Raw genomic sequence first — 1627 nt, 5'->3', positions numbered from 1 at the left:
CGCGGCCATCACGGCCGCGGCTGCTAGCGCCGTCGTCGCGCCGGGCAGGGCATGAGGCCGCACGAGGACATAGAGCAGGCGATGGACGCGCACGGCTCCACGGTGTGGCGCGTGTGCGTCCTCTACTTTCGTGCTTCGGCCGATGCCCAGGATGCGTTCCAGGACACCATGGTCAAATACGCCCTTGCCGACACCGTCTCGTTTAACGATGACGAGCATCGCAAGGCCTGGCTCATTCGCGTGGCTGCCAACACCTGCAAGGACATGCTCAAGGCATCCAGCCGCGCGAACGTTCCCCTTGACGAAGGCGCCTGCGGCGACAAGCTCGTGTCCTGCGACGAGGCGATGCAGCCCGCATCGTTTTCGAGCGAGGTCGTGGACGCCCTGCGTGGGCTGACCGACCCGCCGCGCACGCCCCTCTACCTTTCTCTCTATGAAGGCTACACCGCTCCGGAAATCGCGACGATGGTCGACGCGCCCGTCAACACCGTGTACTCGTGGATTGCACGTGGCAAGATGCTTCTGAAGGAGGCCCTCTCATGAACGATTTGGAGCAACGCGTTCGCGAGGCCTTCGATGAGGTGTCGCTTCCTCCCGAAGTGAGGGCGCGCACGCTTGCCGCCATCGACGATCTGGTACAGCCCAGGGAAGCTTCGCCTTCGAAGCCCCCTGCGCCGCGCATTGTGAAGTGGCGCCGTGCCGCCATCGCCCTTGCAGCGTGCTTGGTGCTGGCGGCCGTGGGCCTCGCAGGCTCCCGCCTGTACTTCGAGGAGACGGCATTCGTGGGCATCGACGTGAATCCGTCTATCGAGCTTGGCATCAACCGCTTTGACATCGTCGTCTCGGCGAAGGCCTACAACGAGGACGGCGAGGCTCTGCTTCGCGACGTATCGGTTACGGGAAAGCCCTACGACAGCGCCGTGGCAACGCTCACCTCGAGCACTGCCTTCGCGCCTTACCTGGAAAGCGACGCCTACATTGCGATAAGCGTGGCTTCCAACGACGCAGGCCAGTCCGACACGCTGCGCACGCAAAGCGACGCCTGCCTGCGCAGCCTGCCTTGCGAGGGCTCCTGTCATACGGTTGACGCGGAGACGCGCGCGGCTGCTTCGGCTGCCGGCATGGGTGCAGGCCGCTATCAGGCGGCACTCCGCCTGCTGGAGCTGGACGGCAGCCTGACGCTCGAAGACTGTGCCTCTATGAGCATGCACGAGCTGCGCAGCCGTATCGCCGCCCTCGAAGGCGGCGAGCCAGAGGGGGAGGGCGGCCAGCAAGGCGGCGCAGGCTGGGGATCCGGTCACGACGGCCCCGCTGGCAACGGCCACGGGCAGGGGGCAGGCCAGGGAAAGGGCGCTTCGGGCAAGGGCCACCACGCCGAATAAGCGCAAGTTTGAAGGATATGTGGCGCCATCCACGATAAGCTTGAAGCTTAATAGTGCTTCATCAGGCGTTTTACCAAAAGGTGTCGAAAAGTTTTCAAAAACTTGCATTTTCCCATTGCGTTGGTAATAGCTTACCGGTATTATACAAAACCCGCGCTTGAGGAGAGCGTGGGTCGTTCCTTCTGAAGAGAGCTTTTAGGAGCACGAAGATCGCGAGTCCGTTTCAACGGCATCTCGAAAATCTT

Annotated in this window: 2 protein-coding genes; both read left to right on the top strand. The window is 62.8% G+C overall.

The window, feature by feature from the left end; all coding sequences use genetic code 11:
- Positions 1-51: 51 nt before the first annotated feature.
- Positions 52-543 (top strand): RNA polymerase sigma factor, encoded by a 492-nt coding sequence (locus GPA_RS00360; protein ID WP_015538618.1) that lies wholly within the window; start codon positions 52-54, stop codon positions 541-543.
- Positions 540-1382, top strand: a complete 843-nt coding sequence (locus GPA_RS00355; RefSeq protein ID WP_015538617.1) for an anti-sigma-I factor RsgI family protein — start codon at positions 540-542, stop codon at positions 1380-1382. Before GPA_RS00360 ends, GPA_RS00355 begins: the two co-directional genes overlap by 4 nt.
- Positions 1383-1627 lie beyond the last annotated feature (245 nt).

It is taken from the genome of Gordonibacter pamelaeae 7-10-1-b (assembly GCF_000210055.1).
Taxonomy (GTDB): domain Bacteria; phylum Actinomycetota; class Coriobacteriia; order Coriobacteriales; family Eggerthellaceae; genus Gordonibacter; species Gordonibacter pamelaeae.
Note: the sequence above shows the minus strand (reverse complement) of the source record. Positions and strands in the feature narration are given on the sequence as shown.

Excerpts from the sequence above, each read along its gene's own strand:
- GPA_RS00360 (WP_015538618.1), top strand. The coding sequence starts at position 52 with ATGAGGCCGCACGAGGACATAGAGCAGGCGATGGACGCGCACGGCTCC.
- GPA_RS00355 (WP_015538617.1), top strand. The coding sequence starts at position 540 with ATGAACGATTTGGAGCAACGCGTTCGCGAGGCCTTCGATGAGGTGTCG.